This is a genomic window from Methylobacterium sp. 142-1Y, from assembly GCF_057747795.1.
This window is the reverse complement of sequence record NZ_CM173224.1, coordinates 4,858,571-4,875,915: the sequence shown is the minus strand read 5'-3', so window position 1 is coordinate 4,875,915 and position 17,345 is coordinate 4,858,571. Positions and strand designations below refer to the sequence as shown.

At 71.0% G+C, this 17,345-nt stretch carries 16 protein-coding genes; 9 read left to right on the top strand and 7 right to left on the bottom strand.

The genetic code is table 11. The features are described from left to right. Window positions 1-18 precede the first annotated feature (18 nt). Window positions 19-651, top strand: a complete 633-nt coding sequence (locus AC3AOF_RS22355) for a TetR/AcrR family transcriptional regulator (RefSeq protein ID WP_236988811.1) — start codon at window positions 19-21, stop codon at window positions 649-651. Here AC3AOF_RS22355 and AC3AOF_RS22350 read toward each other — a convergent pair. Then, window positions 591-1,601 carry an NAD-dependent epimerase/dehydratase family protein gene (locus AC3AOF_RS22350; RefSeq protein WP_236988812.1) on the bottom strand — a complete coding sequence of 337 codons (1,011 nt, stop codon included), beginning with the start codon at window positions 1,599-1,601 and terminating at the stop codon, window positions 591-593. The two genes, AC3AOF_RS22355 and AC3AOF_RS22350, sit on opposite strands and share 61 nt — an antisense overlap. Before the next feature lie 222 nt (window positions 1,602-1,823). Here AC3AOF_RS22350 and AC3AOF_RS22345 point away from each other — a divergent pair, with 222 nt between their 5' ends. Further along, on the top strand, window positions 1,824-3,086 hold the full coding sequence (locus tag AC3AOF_RS22345) for an alpha/beta hydrolase (RefSeq protein WP_236988813.1): 1,263 nt from the start codon (window positions 1,824-1,826) through the stop codon (window positions 3,084-3,086). Window positions 3,087-3,160: 74 nt separating this feature from the next. On the opposite strand, the gene AC3AOF_RS22340 is transcribed toward AC3AOF_RS22345, so the two are convergent. Next, window positions 3,161-3,616 carry an Lrp/AsnC family transcriptional regulator gene (locus AC3AOF_RS22340; RefSeq protein WP_236988814.1) on the bottom strand — a complete coding sequence of 152 codons (456 nt, stop codon included), beginning with the start codon at window positions 3,614-3,616 and terminating at the stop codon, window positions 3,161-3,163. Window positions 3,617-3,699: 83 nt separating this feature from the next. Here AC3AOF_RS22340 and AC3AOF_RS22335 point away from each other — a divergent pair, with 83 nt between their 5' ends. Genes AC3AOF_RS22335 through AC3AOF_RS22325 form a run of 3 tightly spaced genes read left to right on the top strand, consistent with a single transcriptional unit; the run spans window position 3,700 to window position 7,198 of the window. Then, on the top strand, window positions 3,700-4,815 hold the full coding sequence (locus AC3AOF_RS22335) for a pyridoxal-phosphate dependent enzyme (RefSeq protein ID WP_236988815.1): 1,116 nt from the start codon (window positions 3,700-3,702) through the stop codon (window positions 4,813-4,815). Further along, on the top strand, window positions 4,812-5,972 hold the full coding sequence (locus tag AC3AOF_RS22330; protein ID WP_236988816.1) for an amidohydrolase: 1,161 nt from the start codon (window positions 4,812-4,814) through the stop codon (window positions 5,970-5,972). The genes AC3AOF_RS22335 and AC3AOF_RS22330 overlap by 4 nt, the downstream gene beginning before the upstream one ends. 8 nt (window positions 5,973-5,980) lie before the next feature. Next, window positions 5,981-7,198, top strand: coding sequence for a Zn-dependent hydrolase (locus AC3AOF_RS22325; RefSeq protein WP_236988817.1), 1,218 nt, complete (start codon window positions 5,981-5,983; stop codon window positions 7,196-7,198). Window positions 7,199-7,241: 43 nt separating this feature from the next. Here AC3AOF_RS22325 and AC3AOF_RS22320 read toward each other — a convergent pair whose 3' ends face one another. The 4 genes from AC3AOF_RS22320 to AC3AOF_RS22305 all read right to left on the bottom strand — a co-directional run bounded on the left by AC3AOF_RS22320 (window position 7,242) and on the right by AC3AOF_RS22305 (window position 11,790). Further along, entirely contained in the window at window positions 7,242-7,928 is a 687-nt protein-coding gene (locus tag AC3AOF_RS22320; RefSeq protein ID WP_048464215.1) for a Crp/Fnr family transcriptional regulator, read from the bottom strand. Between the two features lie 129 nt (window positions 7,929-8,057). Then, window positions 8,058-9,389, bottom strand: coding sequence for a nucleotide sugar dehydrogenase (locus AC3AOF_RS22315; RefSeq protein WP_488346525.1), 1,332 nt, complete (start codon window positions 9,387-9,389; stop codon window positions 8,058-8,060). Window positions 9,390-9,459: 70 nt separating this feature from the next. After that, entirely contained in the window at window positions 9,460-9,768 is a 309-nt protein-coding gene (locus tag AC3AOF_RS22310) for a hypothetical protein (protein ID WP_488346524.1), read from the bottom strand. A gap of 57 nt (window positions 9,769-9,825) precedes the next feature. Then, the gene (locus tag AC3AOF_RS22305; RefSeq protein WP_488346523.1) at window positions 9,826-11,790 is read right to left on the bottom strand and encodes a type ISP restriction/modification enzyme; all 1,965 of its coding nucleotides are present in this window, start codon (window positions 11,788-11,790) and stop codon (window positions 9,826-9,828) included. Window positions 11,791-11,835: 45 nt separating this feature from the next. Here AC3AOF_RS22305 and AC3AOF_RS22300 point away from each other — a divergent pair, with 45 nt between their 5' ends. Then, window positions 11,836-12,090 (top strand): hypothetical protein, encoded by a 255-nt coding sequence (locus AC3AOF_RS22300; RefSeq protein ID WP_488346522.1) that lies wholly within the window; start codon window positions 11,836-11,838, stop codon window positions 12,088-12,090. A gap of 24 nt (window positions 12,091-12,114) precedes the next feature. After that, complete coding sequence (gene tnpC / locus AC3AOF_RS22295; RefSeq protein WP_236993540.1) at window positions 12,115-13,398, top strand: IS66 family transposase; 1,284 nt, start codon at window positions 12,115-12,117, stop codon at window positions 13,396-13,398. On the opposite strand, the gene AC3AOF_RS22290 is transcribed toward tnpC, so the two are convergent. After that, window positions 13,281-14,603, bottom strand: coding sequence for an N-6 DNA methylase (locus AC3AOF_RS22290; protein WP_488346521.1), 1,323 nt, complete (start codon window positions 14,601-14,603; stop codon window positions 13,281-13,283). The genes tnpC and AC3AOF_RS22290 overlap by 118 nt on opposite strands. Window positions 14,604-14,818: 215 nt before the next feature. Between AC3AOF_RS22290 and AC3AOF_RS22285 the strand changes: the two genes are divergently transcribed. Continuing rightward, the gene (locus tag AC3AOF_RS22285; RefSeq protein WP_488346520.1) at window positions 14,819-16,687 is read left to right on the top strand and encodes an ABC-F family ATP-binding cassette domain-containing protein; all 1,869 of its coding nucleotides are present in this window, start codon (window positions 14,819-14,821) and stop codon (window positions 16,685-16,687) included. Next, on the top strand, window positions 16,684-17,304 hold the full coding sequence (locus AC3AOF_RS22280; RefSeq protein ID WP_236988820.1) for a class I SAM-dependent methyltransferase: 621 nt from the start codon (window positions 16,684-16,686) through the stop codon (window positions 17,302-17,304). Before AC3AOF_RS22285 ends, AC3AOF_RS22280 begins: the two co-directional genes overlap by 4 nt. Window positions 17,305-17,345 lie beyond the last annotated feature (41 nt).

The window sequence follows — 17,345 nt, the reverse complement described above, 5'->3', positions numbered from 1 at the left end:
GGCCCCCATGGCACTCCGATGAGCGACGCTCCGTTAAGCCCTCCCCCCGCCGAGACCGACAAGCGCCGCCAGATCCTGGACGGGGCTCGCGAGGTCTTTCTCGCCAGCGGCTTCGACGGCGCCAGCATGGGGGCGATCGCCAAGGCGGCGGGCGTCTCGAAGGGGACGCTCTACGTCTATTTCGAGAGCAAGGAGGCCCTGTTCGAGGCGCTGACGGTCGAGGAGAAGCGGACGCTCGCGGAGAACATCTGCCGCCTCGACCACGACGACCCCGACATCGCCGCCGTCTTGCGCCGCCTCGGCATCAGCCTGATGGAGGCGATGGTGCGGCCCGACCACATCGCCTCGGTGCGGATGGTGATCGGCGCGGCGGAAAAATTCCCGCGCTTCGGCCGGGCGTTCTACGAGGCGGGACCGCTGCTCGGCCGCACCCGCCTGCGCGCCTATCTCGACGCCCAGGTCGCCGCCGGCCGCCTGCGCGCGATGGACACCGACCTCGCCGCCCGCCACTTCTTCGACCTCTGCGCCGCCACCACGATGCGCCGCCTGCTCTTTTCCGTCGGCGACCCGCCGACCGAGGCCGAGACGACCTACTGGGTGGCGGAGGCGGTGCGGGTTTTTCTGGCGGGGTATGGGCCGGAGGGGCGGTAGCGCTTCTCCGCGTGCCAGGCGGCGAGGAGCGCGGCTTCCTCGTCCGCCGTCAGGCCCGTGACCGGGCCGTTCCCGGCCTTCAGCCACTGTAGGGTGTCGCGGGCGGTGTCCTCCAGGCTGCGCGGCGTCAAGCCTGCCGCGAGCGTCGCTGACACGTCGCGGGAGGCATCGCCGATCGTGTCCGGCAGCGGGAGCGGCAGGGAGAACGGGCCCGACTCGCGCCCGACGCCGTGGCGGTCGAGGAAAGCCTGATCCACCCACGCATAGGTGCAGGTCGCGCCGAGGGCATCGGCGCATCGATCGAGGACGGTCCGGCGGGTGCAGGATGGGGCGACGGCGTCGAATGGTCCGGCGAGGCCGCGTTCCGCCGCGCGGACGATCCAGGCCGCGAGGTCGCGCCCGTCGATGAGCTGCACCGGATCCTCGGGGGCTGACGGCGCCAGCACCTCCCCGCCCCGAGCGAGCCGGGCGATCCAGTAGGCGAAGCGTCCGGTCGGGTCGCCCGGCCCGACGATCAGGCCCGCCCGGCAGATCAGGGCCGTCTCGTCGAAGGCCCGCTCGCAGGCGACCTTGGCGGGGCCGTAGGGTCCGTTTTCTGCCGGCGCGAGGAGCGGGGCCGTCTCCGCGCGCTGCCCCCGCGTCTGCGTATCGGCATAGACGCTCGTCGTGGAGACGAAGGTCCAGTGCCCGATCCGGCCGCCAAGCGCTGCCAGTGCCCGCCGGACCTGGCTGGGCACGCGCGCCACGTCCACGGCCGCGTCGAAGGTCTCGCGCCCGAGGATCGCCAGTCCGTCCGGCCGGTCGCGGTCGATCGCGACGAAGCGGGTGCCCGGCGGAGCAGTGCCCGAGAGGCCTCGCGCGGCACAGGTGACGGCATGGCCGAGGGCGGCGGCCTGCGCCGCGATCGTCCGCCCGAGGAATTGCGTGCCGCCGAGCACCAGCAACCGCATGGTCCGCTCCCGGTTTGTCGCTGGATCGGTGCCATCCGCCGCCGACGCGACGGAGATCGTTCGGATACGCCGCAGCAAAGCGCGGCTCGCCGCACGATGAAGTCCCGCATACCTTGCGGCATGCATGCCTTTATGTAAAATCGACGACCGAAATCGCCGATCGCCAGATGTCGCCAGATACGAGAGGCCGCATTCGCATTTCGGCACGGGAGCCGCGATCGCATGTCCGGGCGATTGGTCATCATCGTCCTGCTGGGGCTGTGCATGGGAGGAACTTTCGCGCAGGCCGGCGAGATCCGCGGCGTGCCGCTTCCGGACGACGTATCGGTCGTCACGGTCCCGGATGCCGTTCCGCGACCGGCCAGCTCCTTTCTGGGCGCCTGGATTGGAACTTGGAGCGGCCTCATCCCGCATGTGCTGATCGTCGAGCGCGTCGATCCGGACGGCCAGGGCGCCCAGGTCGTCTATGCCCTCGCCGCCGCCCCGGAGTTTCGGATCGAGCGCCAGTGGCGCCGCGGCCGGGCGACGATCTCCGGCCACACGCTGACGCTCGAAGGCTCCGCCCCGGCGACCTACATCCTCGACGGGGATACCCTGGAGGCGACGTACCGTCGCGATACCGTGCGGGATTACGCCCGCATGCGCCGAGTTGCCCTGAGCGACCTGACCGACGCGGCGCAGGGCCTCGATTGGTCGGAGCCGCAGACGACCTTCGTCGAAGGCCCGGTCGAGAACGGCGCGCCCACGCGACTCGAGGTTGCGGTGTTCCGGCCGCCCGGCCCGGGCCCGTTTCCCCTCCTGGTCTTCAACCACGGCTCGACCGGCCTGGGGCGCGATCCCGCCAGCTTCACCCGGACCTACGTCGCCTTTCCCCTCGCCGACGATCTGGTCCGCCGGGGGTGGATGGTGGCATTTCCGCAGCGGCGCGGGCGCGGCCGGTCGGGTGGCCTCTACGACGAGGGGTTCGATCCCGACCGGAGCAAGGGCTATACCTGCGATGCGCCGATCGCGCTTGCAGGCGCGGAGCGGGCGCTGGCCGATGTCGAGGCCGCTGCGGCGGCCCTGCGGCGTCGGGACGACGTCGCCCCGGGGCCGATCCTGATCGGTGGCCAGTCGCGGGGCGGCGCCCTGGCAATCGCCTTCGCGGGACGGCACCCGGACCTCGTCCGCGGCGTCCTGAACTTCGTCGGCGGCTGGCTCGGCGAGGCCTGCGCCAGCGCCGCCGAGGTCAACGCGACCCTGCTGCGCAGCGGCGCCGCCTTCCCGGGCCCGACCCTCTGGCTCTACGGCCGTCACGACGCCTATTTTTCCATCGCCCACAGCCGCCGAAGCTTCGATGCGTTTCGCGCCGCCGGCGGCACCGGCGAGTTCCTGACCTTCGACGTGCCGGGCCGGGTCGGCCACGCGGTCGGCTGGTATCGCGACCTGTGGCAGGAGCCCGTCGGGCGCTACCTCGACGGCCTCGGGACACCCTCGCCCCGCTGACGTCTCGCGTGGTCCTCCATTCCGGCCGGGAACGGTCGCGGGCCACCGTCATCGAGATCGTCGGACCCCGATCGTCAAACCCCGATCACCTGCCGCATCGCCACCAGCGTGCGGAACGCCCGCACGTTCGGGTCGTCGTGGAACACCGCGCGGGTGAAGGCCTCGTACTCGGCCATGCCGGGCAGGCGCAGCTCGAGCACGAAATCGGCCTCGCCGGTCACGTACCACGCCGCCCGCACCTCGGGCCGCGCGCGCAAGATGCGCACGAAGGCGTCGAGCCGGTCGGAGGTCTCGCGCTCCAGCGAGACCAGCACGTGCAGGCAGAGCGGCGTGCCGAGCACCGCGGGATGCACCACCGCCACGTCGGCGACGATGACGCCCGCCTGGCGCAGCCGCCGCAGGCGGCGCAGCACCGCGCTCTCGGACAGGCCGACCCGCTCGGCCAGGATCCGCGCCGGGGTCAGGGTGTCGGCCTGGACCTCGGCGAGCAAGGCGCGGTCGAAGCGGTCGAGGGTGACGGTTTCCGGCATGACGCGCCCGATAACGGCGAAAACCGCCGCAGGCTAGCACCGTTTCGGCGCCAAACGGCACCGGTCCGCGGCATGATCGGGACATGACCGACACCGCTTCCTCCCGCCCTCGCCCGGCCTCCTCGCCCGATGCCATCGCCGCCTTCCTGCGCGGGCTCGATCCGGCCTACGCGCCGACGCCGCTGCGCACCCTGCCGGCGCTCGCCCGCACACTCGGCGTGGCACAGGTCCTCGCCAAGGACGAGAGCGTCCGGACGCTCGGCAGCTTCAAGTCGCTGGGGGGCACCTATGCCGGCCTCATGGCGCTCGCCCGCGCCGCCGGGACGAGCCCGGCCGATCTCCTGGCCGCGCGGCCCGCCGGGCAGCCGGCGCTGATCTGCGCCAGCGACGGCAATCACGGCCTCGCGGTCGCCGCGGCGGCGCGGTTCGCCGGGGCCCCGGCCCGGGTCTTCCTGCATGCGGGCGTGCCGCCGTGGCGGGCGCGGCGCATCCGCGACGAGGGCGCCGAGATCGTCCGGGTCGCCGGAACCTACGACGATGCGGTCGAGGCGGCGGCCATGGCGTCCCGCATGGGGGCCGGCCTCCTCGTCGCCGACACCACCGACGATCCCTCCGACCCGACCGTCCGGGACGTCATGGCCGGCTACGGCGTGATGGCGGCGGAGATCCGCGACCAGGCCGGGGGCGACCGCCCGACCCACCTCTTCGTCCAGGCCGGCGTCGGGGGGCTGGCCGCCGCGATGGCCGAGGGCCTGGCCGGCTGGCTCGGCCCCCCGGGCCTCGTCGTGGCGGTGGAGCCCGAGCAGGCGGCCTGCCTCGCCCCGGCGCTCGCCGCCGGCCATCCGGTCCGGGTGCCGGGCGATCTCCACACGACGGCCGAGATGCTGTCCTGCGGCGAGGCGAGCGCACCGGCGCTCACGCTCCTGCGGCGCCACGGCACCAAGGCCGCGACCGTCACCGAGGCCGAACTGATGCAGGCCCCAAAGATCCTCGCCGAGGCGGGCGGCCCCGCGACGACGCCGTCCGGCGCGGCGGGCCTCGCCGGCCTCGTGGCCGCGCTGGCCGATCCGGCCCGGGCGGCGGAGTTCCGCCTCGACCGGGAGAGCCGCGTGCTCGTCCTCGTCACCGAAGCGGCTCTGCAAGAGGTCGTGCAAGAGGCCGTGCGAGAGGCCGTGCGAGAGTCCGTGGAGGAGGCATGACGGTGATCGACCCCGCCCTCGCGCAAGACATGGTCGCCTGGCGCCGCGACCTCCACGCCCATCCCGAATTCGGGTTCGAGGAGCGGCGCACCGCCGCCTTCGTGGCGGCGCGCCTGCGGGAGTTCGGCCTCGACGTCGCCGAGGGGATCGGCGGCACCGGCGTGGTCGGCACGCTCCGGCGCGGCAGCGGCACCCGGGTCATCGCTCTGCGCGCCGACATGGACGCCCTGCGCATCCAGGAGCAGGGCACGCATCCCCACCGCTCGCGGGTCGACGGCACCATGCATGCCTGCGGCCATGACGGCCACACGGCGATGCTGCTCGGCGCCGCCCGGCTCCTCGCCACCGAGGGCGGCTTCGACGGGGCGGTGCGGTTCGTGTTCCAGCCCGCCGAGGAATGGGGCCGCGGCGCCCTGGCCATGCTCGGCGACGGCCTGATGGAGCGGTTCCCCTTCGACGAGATCCACGGTCTCCACAATATGCCCGGTCTGGGCATCGGCCGCCTCGAGACCCGCCCCGGGCCGATCATGGCGGCGGAGGACAATTTCGAGATCGTGCTCGCGGGCGTCGGCGGCCACGCCGCCCGGCCGCAGACCGGCAGCGAGGTCCTGGTCGCGGCTTGCGCCACGGTCATGTCGTTGCAGACGATCGTGTCGCGCCGCCTCGATCCGGCCGAGATCGGGGTCGTCTCGGTGACGGAGCTGATCACCGACGGCACCCGCAACGCCCTGCCCGGCCGGGCGCGGATCCTCGGCGATGCGCGCAGCGTCCGCCCCGAGATCAGCGCCGAGATCGAGCGGCAGATGCGCCTGATCGCCGAGGGAACGGCCCGGGCCTACGGCGTTACGGCCGAGGTCGGGTACGCCCGCGAATTCATCCCGCTCCTCAACGATCCCGCCCTGACGCAGCAGGCGCTCGCCGCCGCCGCGGACGCGCTCGGGCCGCACAACGCCGCCGTCGCGCGGGCGCCGATGACCGGATCGGAGGATTTCGCCCGCTTCCTCGCGCATGTGCCGGGCTGCTTCGTCTTCCTCGGCAACGGCGAGGAGTCGGCGCCGCTCCACAACCCGACCTTCGATTTCAACGATGCCGCCCTGCCCTTCGGCGTCGCGTATCACGTCGCCCTGGTCCGCCGCCGCCTGCCCGTCTCGTCATGAGGTCCCGGATGCCCGCGATCGACGCCGCCCGCTTCCTCGGCCGCCTCTCCGCCCTCGCGCAGGTCGGTCGTGACGGGCAGGGCCGGCTGACCCGGCTCGCGGCCTCGGAGGCCGACCGGGCCGGGCGCGACCTGGTCGCCGGCTGGATGCGCGAGGCCGGATTGGCGGTGCGGGTCGACGGGATCGGCAACCTGATCGGGCTGTGGGATCCGGCCGGCACCGGCGCGCGGCCGGTGATGATGGGCTCGCATATCGACACGGTGATCGATGCCGGAGCCTATGACGGCTGCACCGGGGTGCTGGCCGGCCTCTCAGTCATCGAGGCCCTGCGCGAGGCCGGGCGGATCCCGAAGCGGCCGCTCGCGCTCGCGGCCTTCACCAACGAGGAGGGCGTGCGCTACGCCCCCGACATGATGGGCTCGCTGGTCTATGCCGGAGGCTTGCCCGTCGAGGCGGCGCTCGCCACGGTCGGCACCGATGGCACGGTGCTCGGCGAGGAGCTGGCCCGCATCGGCTATGCCGGGCCCGAGGCGCCGGGCTTTCTGCATCCCCATGCTTACGTCGAGCTGCACGTCGAGCAGGGGCCGGTGCTGGAGCGGGAGGGGCTGGCGATCGGCGCGGTCGAGGACCTGCAGGGCATCTCCTGGCAGGAGGTCACGATCGAGGGCGCGGCCAACCACGCCGGCACCACCCCGATGTGCTTACGCCGGGATGCCGGCGTCGCGGCGGCCCTGCTGGTGGCCTGGCTGAGGGCGCGGGCGCGCGCCGGCAACGGCCGCAGCGTCGCCACCGTCGGGCGCCTGCGCCTGGAGCCGGACGCGATCAACGTGATCCCAGCCCGCGCGATCCTCACCATCGACCTGCGCGATCCGGATGCGGTGCGCCTTGCCGGTTTCGAGGCCGACCTGGCGGCGCGGCTCGAGGCTCTCGCGCGGGAGGAGGACGTGACGGTCACGGTCCGCCGCCTCGCCCGGTTCGACCCGGTGAGCTTCGATGCCGGCATCGTCCGGGCGATCGAGGCGGCGGCGCGGGTCCGCGGTCTCTCGGTCCGCCGCATGACCTCGGGGGCCGGCCACGACGCCCAGATGATGGCCCGGCTCTGCCCCGCCGCGATGATCTTCGTGCCGAGCGTCGGAGGCATCAGCCACAACCCGGCCGAGCGCACCGCGGATGCCGATCTCGTCGCCGGGGCCGAGGTGCTGCTCGACGTGGTGCGGGGCCTGTGAGCGGCGCCTGATCCGGCGCGTCGTGCCGTCCGCAGGACGCCGCTTACGAGTCTTCCCGCAACGCCTCCGCCACCCGCGCCTCCAGGATGTCCGGCCGGCGCAGGATCAGCGCGCCGCGGGTGCGGTCGACGAGGCCTTCCTGGGCCATCACGGTGAATTCCCGCGTCACCTGCTCGCGGCGGCAGCCGATGCGGGCGGCGAGCACGTGGTGGTACGGCGGCGGGCTCACCGCACGCTCGCCGTCGGTGCCGGGCCGGGGTGTCGAGAGGCGCAGCAACTCCGCGTAGAGGCGGTGGCGCAGGTCGAGGACCGCGTGCTCCATCAGCCGGGCGTTGAGCATCCGCACCCGCTTGGCGAGGAGCCGCAGCAGCCGGTCGGCGATCGGGGGCGCGGCGAAGACGATCTCGCGGAACACCGCGGCCGGCACCACGCAGAGCTCGCCGCGGGTGAGCGCCGTGACGTTGGCCGAGCGGCTGACCCCGTCGATGGCGGCGAGCTCGCCGAAGAACTCGCCGGCCCGCATCTCGCCCAGGATCACCTCCTTGCCGGATTGCGTCCGGTTGAGGATCCGCACCTCGCCGGAGGCCAGGAGGTAGACGTCGGTCGAGGCGTCGTCGAAGTCGACCAGGATCTCGTTGGCGTCGAACCGGCGCCAGATGCAGCGCGATTCGTAGGAGGTCAGGTCGACGCCCGCATCCTTGAAGAAGGGAAACCCTGCGAGCCGACCCATCTGTTGCCCTCGACCCCGCGCATGCGGCTGTTGCCCCGACGGTCTTAGCCCGGCGCGGCCCCGCTCGCCAGGGTCCGGAGGGCTCCCGCCGGGGTCATGTGCCGGTGACGCCCGGGGGTTTTCCCAACATTACGCCTTCACGATCGTCGCGCCTGTGAGACCATGGCGCGCCATGACGTTGCGGGTGTCGACGACGAGGCGGGCTTCGCGCGCCACCAGCCCGTAATCGACGCCGTCATGGTCGGTGGCGATCAGCACCGCGTCGACCGCCCGCAGGGTCCCGGGGTCGAGGGGCTGCGAGACCCGCCCGGCGAGCTCCGGGTGCTCGCGGGTCGCCGGCAGCACCGGCACCAGGGGATCGTGGTAGAGCGCTGTGGCCCCCCGCCCCTCGATCAGCCGGATCAGCTTCAGGGCCGGGCTCTCGCGGGTATCCTCGACGTTGCGCTTGTAGGCGAGCCCGAGGACCAGCACCGTCGCGCCCGAGAAGGCTCGGCCCGTGCGGTCGACGGCGGCCGCCAGGCGCTCGACCACATGGTAGGGCATGCGCGTGTTGACCTCCCCGGCCAGTTCCACGAACCGGGCCGGCACGTCGAATTCCCGCGCCTTCCAGGCGAGGTAGAACGGGTCGATCGGGATGCAGTGGCCCCCGAGACCCGGTCCGGGCTGGAACGGCATGAAGCCGAAGGGCTTGGTGGCCGCGGCCTGGATCACCTCCCAGACATCGATCCCCATCGCGTCGTAGACGAGCTTCAATTCGTTCACGAGGGCGATGTTGACCGAGCGGAAGATGTTCTCCGTGAGCTTCACGGCTTCCGCCGCCGCGGCCGAGGAGACCGGCACGGTGCGCACCACCAGTGCGCCGTAGAGCGCCTCCGCCAGGGTCCGGGCGGCATCGTCGTCCGCCCCCACCACCTTGGGGATGCGGGCGGTGTCGAACTCGCCGTTGCCCGGATCCTCGCGCTCCGGCGAATAGGCGAGGAAGAAGTCGGTGCCCGAGCGCAGGCCCCCCGCCTCCAGGATCGGCCGCATCACCTCCTCGGTGGTGCCCGGATAGGTGGTCGATTCGAGCACCACGAGCTGGCCCGGGCGTAAGCGCGCGGCGATGGCCCGGGCGGTGGCCTCGACGTAGGAGAGGTCCGGCTCGCGGTGGCGGGTGAGCGGCGTCGGCACGCAGATCAGCACCGCGTCGGGCTCGTCGAGCCGCGCCATGTCGCCGGTAGCCGCGAAGGTGCCGGCGGCCAGCGCCGGTCCGAGCGCGTCGCCCGGGATGTGGTGGAACGCCCCCTCGCCCCGGTTGAGGGCCGCGACGCGGCCCGGATCGACGTCGAAGCCGAGCACGGAGAAGCCGGCCCGGAGCGCGGCGAGCGCCAGCGGCAGCCCGACATAGCCGAGGCCGACGATGCCGATCAGGGCGCGGCGCTCGGCGAGGAGCGCCCCGGTCCGGGCTTCGTTCGCGTTCATGTCCGCCTCTTCCGGGCCCACGCTCAAGGCCACGCTCTTGGGCGTGTCGGCGGGCGGCTGTCAAATCGGGTCAGGACAGGGCTTCGAGGCGCTCGATCTCGCGGGCGAAGTCGCCGCGCCAGCGGGCGGCCTCATCCTCCGGCAGCCACCGGGTCATCTGCGGCACGACCTGCTTGTAGAAGCCGGTCTTGCGAGCGTCCCAGGGCAGGGCCGAGGCCGTGCGCGCCTGCGTTAGAATGTGATCCAGGTGGCCCCGGACCTGGTCCGGATCCGGGGCGTAGCAGGGAGCGGGCCGGATCGGGTCCGGCCCGTCCGCGAACAGGTCTGGTTGCGGGAGCCCGAACAGGTCGGACTGCGACGGGGCGGATACGCGACTCATGCGAGGATGATGACCCAGTCGCGCGCTCGCGGCGAGCGCCCGGGCGCGGCTTGTCCACTACGGCGTTGCCGCGCTCCCCTGCCGGATCCTCAGAGCGCCGGCCTCGCGCAGGTCGTCGCTGTGGATCAGCTCCGCGACCAGGAGGCGGTCGAGCAGGTCGGCCTGCCGCGGCTCCAGTTCCACCAGCCGGCCGAGTACGTTGAGGAGGTCGAGCAGGTCGCTCGTGTAGCTCGCCGGCCAGTGGTCCGGGATGATCTTCTCCAGGTCGGACGGCGGACGCTTGTCGCCGATGAGCGGCCGGCTGCGGTCGCGCCGACGATAGCTGAACCATTGCGGCAGGACCTGCTTGCCCGAGATCTCGTAGGCCCAGACCGCCGGGCCGACATTCTCGACATAGCCGCCCCCGACATGCAGCCGCTGCCGGTCGGGATCGTAGCGCATCACGTCGGGCAGCGGCTCGGGCGCGCCCGGGATCTCCCCGTCGGCCGGGATCGTCGGGCGCCGCTCGGCGGGCAGGCGCGGCGGTGCGGAGGGGCGCCCGGCGGCCGGATCGGCGAAGCGTTCGCCGTAGCAATGCAGCCAGATCACCTCGCGCCCGAGCGCGGTGGCTTCCGCGAACAGATCGGCGCTCGCCGTGAGCGGCACCCGCAGGCCGGGCCGGACGAGGTCGGATCGGAACCGGGCCGTGAAGGCCGGATGCGCCATCACGGCGGCGAGGTAGGCCATCACGTCCTCGGGAGAGACCGCGCGGCCGTAGAAGACCGAGAGGTGGCCGAGCAGTTCGGGTCGGACGTTCGGCAGCGTGGCGGTGCGGTCGCGCCAGAGGGGATAGACCATTCCGGCGAACGATCCTTTATAATGGTGGTTGTCCGGAATATCGGCGCAGAACGTGATTGCGGGGCCCGATGTCGGGGAATGGGCATCGAGAGCGGTCAGGTGAACCTGCTTTGTGGAATGAATGCCCCAAAGCCTGGGGCGCCCTTGGCTGAGTAGTCGGTGGTCGGGAGGGAGCCATTGACGATCAAAAGAGCGGAAAGCGTACCTGACTGGGGGCGTAAGCGAATCTTGGTCCTGACCGACCGTCACGGTGCGGGTTTGATGCTCGCCAAGGTCTACCTTAACAATCCGCTCAAGTGTCCTATCGCGGTCTGGATGAAAGAGGTCCGACCTGCGCTCAGGCTGAGGTTCATTCTGTAAGGCCGACCATCGAAGTTCCAGGCTCTTCACATCTGGTGCGATCACCCAAGTCCGATGCGTCTTGACTCCTGGTCCGGACCAATCAAAAAGATCGGGTAATGGCAGGAAAGATTGCCAGTTTTTCGAATGGATCGGCAGGAAGGGCTCGCGCCAACCCGAAGGTGCTTCAAGCCAATATTCAGCATGGAGATGTAAAGACGAGAGAAATTCGATTTTTTGATCGCGCGACCCTTTCGGAAGAGCCAGGAAGTGAACACGCGCCGGTTCATCACGAGCCTTGCCGTGCCCGCGTGCCGCCAGTGTAATGCAGATGGGCTGCTGAACACCGCTAAAAATTCTCGTTGATATGTCTGGCTGATGGCCTTCCGGTGAGCAGTCGATGACCCAGATGTCGGAGCAGTCACGCCGCAGGCTCTCGCGCATCTTCTGAAAACCCGGTCCGTTCAGGAAACCGGCTGCCGTGATGAAGCAGACCAGCCCAGCGCGGTCATCCGAAGGGACGCCCGTCACCTCGTAGTGATCAGAGCCGAAGACTTTCCAGGTCGCCCAACGCCAGAAATATACGTACAAATTGCGGAGGTGATTGGCGCTGCGGCTCGCGTCGGGCGGTATCCACATCTTCAAGGCGGAAGGGCGGCTATTGCTTCCCGTTTCGATCCAGCCGCCCTGCCCGCCTGCGTTGATCTTGTAGGGCGGATTGCCGATCACGACAGTGATGCGCTTGCTGCGTTTGACGACGTTCGCCGCTCGTCGCGAGGCAGCGATGGGGCCCGACTGAAGCAGGCCCTCTTCCTCAACATAAGGATTGCCGAGGGTGTCGCTCACGTAAAGATTCAGGTCCGGGACCTTTGGGTTCGGATCCCGCTTCGTATGCATCAACCTCTGCATCTCTGCGATGAGGCGCAATTGCGCCACCGCGAACGGGCCGAATTGCAGTTCGAAGCCGTAAAGATTCTGGGCAGAGGCCCGTATTGCTTCCTTGACCGCGCCGGCACCTTGATCGTCCGCGACGATCTCGGCAATGCGTCGGAGGACGCCGAGGAGAAAGGTAATTACCCAGGGGGGTGCCGTGACGGGCGGCTCGGTCGCGGCTTAGGTGTCATGTCGCCCCCCCTTGCCGTCTGATGGTTTGGCTGATTCCCTGTCGGGATGAGCCGCAGCGATTTGGAGCGCCTGAGCAAGGAGGAACTGATCGAGCTGGTGCTGAAGCTGCACCGGCCGGAGAAGACCTCGCGCACCTCGTCCAAGCCGCCGGCCACGGATCGCAAGGAGAGGCGGGAGAAGTCCCGTCCCGGCGGGGCCAAGCCCGGGCATGAGGGCCACAAGCGGGCGCTGACCCCGGATCCGGATCAGGTGGTGGAGCATCGGCCCTGCGCCTGCTCGTCGTGCGGCGAACCACTGCCGGCCGACCTTCCGGCCGAGGTCGTCAGCGTGCACGAGCGGATCGACCTGCCGCTGGTTCGCCCGGTGGTGGAGCAGCACCGGCGCCTGTGCGTGACCTGCCCGGCCTGCCGGACCCGGGTCGCCGCCCGACGCCCGGCGGGAGCCGACGCGACACCCTTCGGGTCGCGGCTGCACGCGGTGGCGACCTACCTGAAGACCTTCCAGGCGCTGTCCTACGAACGGTTGCAGGCGGCGTTGTCGGACCTGTTCGGGCTGAAGCTCAGCCAGGGCGGGCTGATGAACGTGCTGCGGCGCGCCCAAGGCTGCTTTGCCGGGGGCCGGGACGCGGCGCTGGCGCGTCTGCGGCAGGCGCCGGTGGTGGCCTCGGACGAGACCGGGGTGCGGATCGAGGGCACCAACAGCTGGCACTGGGTGTTCCGCTGCGAGGAGGCGGTGGTGCATCACGCCGCCCCGAGCCGGTCTGCTGCTGTCGTCGGCGAGGTGATGGCCGGGCACCGGCCTTTGGTGTGGCTCTCGGACCGGTACTCGGCCCAGCAGGGACACGGCGAGCGCCAGCAGACCTGCCTGGCGCACCTCGCCCGCGACGTGGCCTATGCAGCCGAAGCCAGCGACGACCTGCTCGCCCTGCGGTTCAAGTGGTGGCTCGACAACGCCTTCGGGCTCGCCCGCCGGCTGACCGCGTTGGCCGCCTCGACCCTGGCGCGCAAACGGCGCGAGTTGGAGGGGGATCTCGACGCCCTCCTGAAGGTGCCCGCCACCTGCGACCTCACCCGAGCGCTCCAGACCCGGATGCAGCGGGCGCGCGACCAGCTCCTGACCTTCGTGGCCTTCCCGGGGAAGGTCGACGTGACCAACAACGCCTGCGAGCGCGACCTCCGGCCGGCCGTGGTCCAGCGCAAGGTGACAAACGGCTATCGGGCGATGTGGGCGGCCAAAGGCGAGGCAGACGTGCGCACCGTCGTCGCCACCGCCGCCCTCCGGACCAAGGCCACGCCCTTCACCACCCTGCTCGCGACCATCACCGCCTGAGCAACCCCCCCTCCAAGTGAAAGAGGGGGGGGCGGAAAACGCGCGTGCCGAAAAATACCCCCTGGGTAATTACGGAGAAAGGTGCCAGTTCCGACCGCCGGATCGGCGACCGTGACCTCGGGAGTTGCGAGACCGGCCGGCTGCGCGAACAGCGGCCCGCGCAGGCATTCGTCGACGAGTTTTACCATCGCCTCGACGACTTTCGGCGGCGTGTAATAGGAACCCGTCTTTTTTCTGCGTGTATTGTCGTAAGCTTCAAGAAAATCTTCGTAGAAATAGAGCCAGGCCTCGGGCTTCTCCTTGGTGACCGTCGCCCAATCGACGGCCTCCAGCACCCGGGTCAGCGTCCTCAACGAGGTCGACAGCGCCTTCTGGTTCTCCGCGTCGTCGGTCAGCAGGCGCAGGGCGGTGCCGATCAGCGAACTGGTCTTGCGCAACTCGTTCGCCGCCGGATCGATGCCGTGGGCGAGCGAGATGCCGCGGGCCCGCGCGACCAGGAGGCCGAAGGTCACGGCCTGGGCGTAGCCGTCGGCGAACGTCTCGTCCGTCGCCTCCGGGAAGAGCAGCTTGCGCCAGTCGGTCGCGAGGTCGGTCAGGCTGCGGTTGTTGTGGGCCATCTGCTCGGTCACCTCGTCCCGCAGCAGGCGGCAGAGGCGGGCCGCGACCTCGGCGAGGCGACGCGCCGTGCGCGGCGGCGTCGGGCTCCAGGTCAGGAAGGCCCCGGCCAGCGTCAGGAGCGTCGGGGGCGCTTGCAGGGCGGTGCCGGCCGTCTCGATGTCGCCGATGAGCGAGACGACCGATCCGTCGGGCTCGCCGTCGTGCCAGAGGCTGAAGGACTGGCCGTCCGTGTAGAGGAGATTGGGCAGGGCTTGCAGCTTCGCCCACTGCTTCTTGTCGTGCGGATGGGTGAATCGCTTCGGATTGGCCCCTTTGCGAGGTGCCTTGATCTCGATGAAGCCGACCAGCGCGCCGTGGACCGTGACGGCGTAGTCGGGGCGCGTCTGGAGTTCGTCGAGCAAGGTCTCGCCGATGAAGCCGACCGCGTCGCGCGGCAGACCTGCGCACTCGGCAAGATCTGCGATCAGGATTTCGAGCGGACCACGCAACTGGCTTTCCGGCGCTCCCGAGATGGCCGGATTGTTGAGTTTCGGCTTGACGCTCGCCCCGTAAGTGGAAACGGCAGCTTCAAGTGTGACGGTCGGCAAGCGGCAACCCTCTCGGCTCTCTGGCCAAGCCTTGATAGGCGGCCAGTGACGTTTGCGTCAGCAGAAAAGGACTTCCAGATCGCTCGCACGGCGGCACTTCGTGGTTGTGCTGTGGAAAACTCATGGCCGCCGCAGCGTGGCTCGCGTTCGCGACATGGCACTGCCGACGCCGCCCGCCCCTTGCCTCCCGCGCCCGCCGCCCCCACAACGCCGCCATGCTCCGCGTGAACGACCTCACCTACCGGATCGGCGACCGCCTGATCCTCGACCATGCCAGCTTCGCCCTGCCCGAGCGGGCGCGGGTCGGGATCGTCGGGCGCAACGGCGCCGGCAAGACCACCCTGTTCCGGATCATCCAGGGCGAGATCCCCACGGAAGGCGGCGCGATCGGCCTGCCGAAGGGCACCCGGATCGGCGGTGTCGCGCAGGAGGCGCCGGCCGGCCCCGAGACCCTGCACGCGGTGGTGCTCGCCGCCGATACCGAGCGCACGCGCCTCATGCAGGAGGCCGAGACCGCCGACGGCTTGCGCCGGGCCGAGATCGAGACGCGGCTCGTCGACATCGACGCCCATTCGGCCCCGGCCCGGGCCGCCGCGATCCTCCACGGCCTCGGCTTCGACGCCGAGGCGCAGGCCCGGCCCTGCTCCGACTTCTCTGGCGGCTGGCGGATGCGGGTGGCGCTCGCCGCCGTGCTGTTCTCCGAGCCGGACCTGCTGCTCCTCGACGAGCCGACCAACTACCTCGACATCGAGGGCACGCTCTGGCTCTACGACTACCTCGAGCGCTATCCCCGCACCGCGCTGATCATCAGCCACGACCGGGACCTGCTCGATACCTCCGTCGACCACATCCTCCACCTCGATCGCGGCAAGCTCACGCTCTATCGCGGCGGCTACACCTCGTTCGCCCGCCAGCTCGCCGAGAAGCGCATGCTCCAGGCCAAGGCCCGGGTGAAGCAGGAGGCGGAGCGCGCCCATCTCCAGAGCTTCGTCGACCGCTTCAAGGCGAAGGCCACCAAGGCGCGCCAGGCCCAGTCGCGGATGAAGCGGCTCGCCAAGATGGAGCCGATCGCGGCCTTGATCGAGGACGACGTGCCGGTGATCCACCTGCCGAGCCCGGAGCGCGCCCTGTCGCCGCCGCTCGTCGCGATGGAGCGGGTCCAGGCCGGCTATCCCGACCGCACGGTGCTGACCGGCCTCAACCTGACGCTCGCCCCCGACGACCGGGTGGCCTTGCTCGGGGCCAACGGCAACGGCAAGTCGACCTTCTGCAAGCTCATCGGCGGCCGGCTCGACCCGCTCTCGGGCGAGGTGCGGCGCTGGGGCAAGATGAACGTCGCCTACTTCGCCCAGCACCAGCTCGACGAATTGCGCCCGGCCGAGAGCGCCTATGCCCATGTCCGCGACCTGATGCCGGACGTGCCGGAAGCGCGTGCGCGCGCCGCGGCGGCGCGCCTGGGATTTCCCGGCCACAAGGCCGACACCCCGGTCTCGCAGCTCTCCGGCGGCGAGAAGGCGCGGCTGCTGATGGGTTTGGCCGCCTTCAACGGCCCGCATCTCCTGATCCTCGACGAGCCGACCAACCACCTCGACATCGAGAGCCGCCAGGCGCTGGTCGAGGCGATCAACGACTACGAGGGCGCGGTGATCCTGGTGAGCCACGATCGCTTCCTGGTCGAGGCCTGCGCCGACAGGCTGTGGCTGGTGCGCAACGGCACCGTGAAGCCCTTCGACGGCGACATGGACGATTACCGTCGCCTGGTTCTCGCCGGCCCGGAGACGGAGACCGCGAAGACGCCGGACTCGACCGGCGGCGCCAAGGCGGTCGAGCGCCGCTCCAACGCCGAGCGCCGGGCGGCGCTCGCCCCGTTGCGCCGCAAGCTCGAGGCGGTGGAGGCGCGGATGGCCAAGCTCTCCGCCGCCATCGCCAAGATCGACGCGGCGCTCGCCGACGGCACCGCCTTCCGCACCGACGCCGCCAAGGCCGGCGAGCTCGCCCGCATGCGGGCCGAGGCCGCCGCGGCCTTGGGCAGCGCCGAGGAGGAGTGGCTGGAGGTGAGCGGCGAACTGGAGGCGGAGGCGTGACGGACGGCAGCGCTCCCCGGGGTACGGCCGGCTACGCCGCCGAGGCCGAGCGGCTGGTCTCGCAATACGAGAGCATCGCCTTTTCGGAGATCCACGCGGCGATCCTGCCGCTGCTCCCCGCGCCGCCGGCCCATATCCTCGACATCGGCGCCGGGACCGGGCGGGATGCCGCGGGCTTCGCCGCCCTCGGCTACCGGGTGACCGCCGTCGAACCGACGGCCGAGCTGCGCCGGCAGGCGGTGGCCCTGCACCCCTCCCCGTCGATCGACTGGCTGGATGACGGCCTGCCGGACCTCGCCGCCCTCTCCGGTCGTCGCGAGGCCTTCGACGTCGTGATGCTCACCGCCGTCTGGATGCATCTCGACGAGGCCGAGCGCCACCGCGCCATGCCGCGCCTCGCCGCCCTGGTGCGGGTGGGCGGCGTGATGGCGCTGTCGCTGCGCCACGGCCCGGTGCCGCCGGGGCGCCGGATGTTCGACGTGTCGGCCGCCGAGACGATCGACCTCGCTCGGGGATACGGCCTGCGCTGCCTCCTGTGCCGGACCGACGAGGATGCCCAGCTCGGGCGCCCCGGCGTGACCTGGGACCGGGTCGCCTTCGTCCGGGACGAGGCGTAGGGGGCTTCACGCGCCCGAGGCGATCGCCTAGGGCGTGGGCC